Genomic DNA, 5,150 nt, shown 5'->3' with positions numbered 1-5,150 from the left:
TCCACGAAGAAATTGACATGACATAAGAAGGGATTGCGACTGTATTTAAATACCAAATTGATTTACGCTGTTGGGAAGAAATTGACCTGACATAAGAAGGGATTGCGACGGCAGGATTTTTATAATATCGTTCGCCTTCTTCTGCGAAGAAATTGACCTGACATAAGAAGGGATTACCGCCGAAGGCGGAGTGTTAGGTGTAAAGTGTAAGGTGTTAGGAAACTTTTGTGACAACTATTAAATTACTCCAGGTTTAAAAATACTTAACACTTAACACATAAAACTTAACACTCCTGCCGAAGGCTTACATACCTTTTTCCATGGAGAGTTAGCCATGTTTTATCTTGTTTCCTATGATATTACCGACGACCGGCGACGCACCCGTCTGGCCAAAGCGCTTAAGGATTATGGGGGGCGGGTTCAATACAGCGTGTTTGAATGTTTGCTTAACCAGGAGTTATTAGATAAGATGATTAACCGGATTGATGCTATCATTGATGAAACCGAAGACAGTGTGCGAATTTATGGCTTATGCGCAAATTGCGAGAAGGTGATTAAGATTATCGGGACGGGTGAAGTCTCTCATGATGAGGATGTTTATATTTTATGAAACGTAAGTGTTAGGTCTTGGAAGATATTGACCTGACATAAGAAGGGATTGCGACGAAGAAGATATGGCACATGCTTTCCCCGTTCCGGGAAGAAGAAATTGACCTGACATAAGAAGGGATTATCGCCAAAGGCGGAGTGTTAGGTGTAAAGTGTAAGGTGTTAGGAAACTTTTGTGACAACTATTAAATTACTCCAGGTTTAAAAATACTTAACACTTAACACATAAAACTTAACACTCCTGCCGAAGGCTGGCTGACCTGACATAAGAAGGGATTACCGCCAAAGGCGGAGTGATAGGTGTAAGGTGTTAAGTGTTAAGTTAAAAAATTTGTTGTTTATCAACGGGGATACTAATAACACTATTGTTAATAGAATTTAGAATCGGAGTAATTAAAAAATCTGTATAGTAAGAACCGGTTGATGTTTATTTGAAAACATTATCTGCCATGATTCAAGCTCTGATCAAACAGCAAAAGAACGAATAAATGCTTTTTTTGCACTTACTTAACACCTAACACCTTACACTTAACACTTTTTTTACTGAGGTTTTATTATGGCATACCATTCATTTGAAAATCTGGAAGTATGGAAAAAAGCTTGCCGGATTGCTGTTCGGACATATGAGATAATGAAAGACGTTAAGGATTTTGGGCTTCGGGATCAAATGACAAGAGCTGCTGTTTCTATTGCTTCAAATATTGCCGAAGGTGCTGAAAGAGGTACAAAACCTGAATTTATCCGTTTTTTGCATATAGCAAAGGGGTCGGCGGCTGAATTGAGGACTCAGATTTACATTGGTTTTAAAATCGGCGCAATTAAACAATCTGACCAAGAAGAAATGGTTGTTGAATTGAAAACATTGTCATCCATGATTCAAGCTCTGATCAAACAGCAAAAGAACGAATAAATGCTTTTTATGCAGTTACTTAACACCTAACACCTTACACTTTACACTTTTTTCTAACACTTCTTTATCCCTGCCCGATAAGCACATAGCTATTGACTAAATACCTGAAGCTGGGATAGAAAGACTTGCTTTACCAACATTTCAAGTTATTATAAGCTTATCGTATATTTTTCAAATGCAGCTGATAGAAACGGAGTATAAGTTAAAAGGAAATGATTCAATTAATAAGAGGGTTTAAAGATATTCTTCCGGAAGAGACAGGTCTTTGGCAGAAAATAGAAAAGACCGCGATATCCCTTTTTGAAAGTTTCGGTTTTTGTGAGATTCGTCTTCCTATTATCGAACATACCGAACTTTTTGCAAGAAGCATAGGACAGGATACGGATATTGTCGAAAAGGAAATGTATACTTTCCTTAACAAAAAAGATGAATTTATCACTTTGCGTCCTGAAGCCACCGCATCAGTTGTAAGAGCCTATATTCAGCACAGACTCTATGCTGTTGATCCTGTACAAAAATTTTATACCATAGGGCCGATGTTTCGAAGAGAACGACCGCAAAAGGGACGTTACAGGCAATTTTATCAGATTAATGCTGAAATCTTGGGAGTTGATTCACCCCTTGCAGATGCTCAGCTTATATTTATGCTTGTTGAGCTTTTTAAAAGATTGTCTGTTGCAGATATTAGTATTCATTTAAATTCGCTGGGATGCCAACAATGCCGTCCCAACTTTAAAAAAGCTCTGCAAAAGTACTTGTCAAATACTTCATCAACTCTTTGTTCGGACTGCGAGAGAAGGAAAATAAATAATCCTTTAAGAGTTCTTGATTGCAAAGTGCTTTCCTGCCGTGAAACTATGAAAGATGCTCCATCCATCGTAGAGCACCTGTGTGAGGAATGCAGCAGGCATTTTGAAACTGTAAAAGATTCTTTGAATGATTTGAATATTTCCTTTGAAATAGACAATCGGCTTGTAAGAGGTCTTGACTATTACACAAGAACATCTTTCGAAGTCCAAACGGGCTCTCTTGGAGCACAAAGTGCTGTTGCCGGAGGCGGACGCTATGACAAGCTTATAGAGTCTCTGGGAGGACCATCCCAGCCTGCAATTGGCTTTGCGATAGGATTTGACAGGCTTGCAGAAATTCTTGCTGCAAACAATACCGATGTTTGCTGCAAACCCGATCTTTTTATTGCCGCTCTCGGAGAAAAAGCTAAAACAATGGCCCTGCAATGCTCGTGCGCTCTTGGTCTTGCCGGAATAAAAACGGAAACCGATTTTTCGGATAAAGGCTTAAAAGGGCAAATGAAAAAAGCCGACAGGCTTGGTAGCGGGCATGTTCTTATCATAGGAGAAAACGAGATTGTTGAAGGCTTAGTTGTTTTAAGAAATATGACAACAAAAGAGCAGGTTTCTTTACCCATAGATGGGATAGCAGAAAATCTAAAATCAATCTTTGCGGAAAACAAAAAAAGTTTATAATTTTTATTATTTTGAAAGGATTCTAAAAGTTGGCGGATATACTTGGGAAAATGAGAAGAACCCATAATTGCTGTGAACTTAACACGGCAGATATCGGTAAAGAAGTAGTTCTTATGGGATGGGTACAGCGCAGAAGAGATCACGGCGGTGTAATATTTATTGATTTACGCGACAGAGAAGGCTTAACCCAGGTGGTTTTCAATCCGGATCATGAAAGCAACACGCATGCGAAAGCTCATGAAATAAGGAGCGAATATGTAATAGGAATCCGTGGCAAGGTTGAAAAACGCCCCGAAGGTATGACAAATCCGAATTTAAAAACAGGTGAGATTGAGGTTTTTGTATCCGAGCTTAAAATCTTAAATGAAGCTTGCACCCCTCCTTTTCTTATTGAAGACTCTATAGATGTTTCTGAAAATGTGCGCCTGAAAAACAGATATATCGATTTAAGACGTCCTCATATTCAAAAAAACTTGATCCTTCGTCATAAAGCTTCGGCATCTGTAAGAAAATACTTAGACGAACTTGGCTTTATAGATATTGAAACTCCGGTTTTAACTAAAAGCACACCTGAAGGCGCTCGTGATTATCTTGTTCCAAGCCGTGTAAGTCCCGGCATGTTTTATGCGCTTCCGCAATCTCCGCAGATTTTCAAACAGCTTCTCATGATCTCAGGTTTTGACAAATACTACCAGATTGTACGCTGCTTCAGAGACGAAGATTTAAGAGCCGACCGCCAGCCTGAATTTACTCAGATAGATATTGAGATGAGTTTTATTGGTGAAGAAGATATTATGGCGCTTGCCGAAGGTTTGATAAAAAATATTTTTAAGGACGTACTTGATAAAAATATAGAAACTCCTTTTTTAAAAATCCCATATAAGGAAGCTATTGATCGTTTCGGGCTTGATAAACCGGATCTTCGTTTCGAACTTGAGCTTAAAGATATTTCGGATATAGTAAAAACTTCAGGCTTTAAGGTTTTTGCATCTGTTGTTGAAAAAGGCGGGATAGTCAAGGCATTAAATGCAAAAGGCTGCGTTAATTTTTCCAGAAAAGATATAGATGATTTTACTGCATTTGCTGCTGTCTACAAAGCAAAAGGTCTTGCCTGGATAAAGGTGAAAGAAGACGGATGGCAATCTCCTATCGCAAAATTTTTTACGGATGAAGAAAAACAGGATCTTATACAACGTATTGATATGGAACCAGGTGATCTTGTTTTTTTTGTAGCGGATCAGCCTAAAATAGTAAATGATGCCCTTGGGCATTTAAGAAACCACATCGCCCAAAAGCTTAATCTTATCGATGACAGCATATTCAATTTCTTATGGGTTACCCAGTTTCCAATGATAGAATATGATGAAACCGAAAAAAGATATCAGGCAATGCACCACCCTTTTACTTCCCCGCTTGAGGAAGACTACGAACTTTTAAAGGAAAATCCCCTTGCAGTTCGTTCAAGAGCCTATGACCTTGTATTAAACGGTTCTGAAATCGGGGGTGGGAGCATACGTATTCACCAGAAAAATCTACAGGAAGCTGTTTTCGAAACTCTTGGTATGAGCGCAGAATCATATAATGAAAAATTCGGGTTTCTGCTTTCAGCCCTTGAAACCGGAGCACCTCCTCATGGCGGAATCGCTTTTGGTTTCGACAGACTTATCATGATACTTTGCGGCGGGTCATCCATACGGGATGTAATTGCTTTCCCGAAAACGCAGAAAGCGTCATGCCTTCTAACTAATGCACCATCTGAAACCAGTAAAGCTCAGCTTGATGAACTTTGTTTAAGAATAAAGACTGTTAAATTATAAACAAAACCCTTAAAAATTGCTGAATCTGAAATACTTTTTTTGGAGAGAAAGCGTATGGTAAGCTTTTTTTTATTTTCCAGAAATATAAAGCTCGCAGTTAAGGTATGTCTGTGCTTTTTATCTTTCCTTTTTTTCCCGGCAGATGTCCGTTGCCGGGATCTTGCTGATAAAAATGTTTTAATCATAGGAGCCAGTTTCAAAACGCCCCATTTTGGCCGATCTTAAGCGTTGGGCTCAAATTTCAATCCTCGAAATACTTAATGTATTCCTGTGGTTGAAATTTTCTCCCGCCTTGAGCTTGACCAAACTGAAACGTTTTGAAAGTGGCTC

At 38.8% G+C, this 5,150-nt stretch carries 4 protein-coding genes; all 4 read left to right on the top strand.

Translation table 11 applies throughout. From position 1 onward, the window contains the following. Positions 1–334 precede the first annotated feature (334 nt). Entirely contained in the window at positions 335–610 is a 276-nt protein-coding gene (gene cas2 / locus KKC46_11370; GenBank protein MBU1054413.1) for a CRISPR-associated endonuclease Cas2, read from the top strand. 555 nt (positions 611–1,165) lie between these two features. Continuing rightward, positions 1,166–1,519, top strand: a complete 354-nt coding sequence (locus KKC46_11365; protein ID MBU1054412.1) for a four helix bundle protein — start codon at positions 1,166–1,168, stop codon at positions 1,517–1,519. 212 nt (positions 1,520–1,731) lie between these two features. Continuing rightward, positions 1,732–3,003, top strand: coding sequence for a histidine--tRNA ligase (gene hisS / locus KKC46_11360; protein MBU1054411.1), 1,272 nt, complete (start codon positions 1,732–1,734; stop codon positions 3,001–3,003). Positions 3,004–3,032: 29 nt separating this feature from the next. Beyond that, complete coding sequence (aspS, locus tag KKC46_11355; GenBank protein MBU1054410.1) at positions 3,033–4,820, top strand: aspartate--tRNA ligase; 1,788 nt, start codon at positions 3,033–3,035, stop codon at positions 4,818–4,820. Positions 4,821–5,150 lie beyond the last annotated feature (330 nt).

Source organism: Pseudomonadota bacterium (genome assembly GCA_018817425.1).
Lineage (GTDB): Bacteria > Desulfobacterota > Desulfobacteria > Desulfobacterales > RPRI01 > RPRI01.
The sequence above is the reverse complement of the archived record's forward strand: the minus strand, read 5'-3'. Positions and strand labels throughout refer to the sequence as shown.

Bases quoted from the DNA above. Each gene is read 5' to 3' on its own strand.
- KKC46_11365 (MBU1054412.1), top strand. From the start codon at position 1,166: ATGGCATACCATTCATTTGAAAATCTGGAAGTATGGAAAAAAGCTTGC.
- hisS (MBU1054411.1), top strand. From the start codon at position 1,732: ATGATTCAATTAATAAGAGGGTTTAAAGATATTCTTCCGGAAGAGACA.
- cas2 (MBU1054413.1), top strand. From the start codon at position 335: ATGTTTTATCTTGTTTCCTATGATATTACCGACGACCGGCGACGCACC.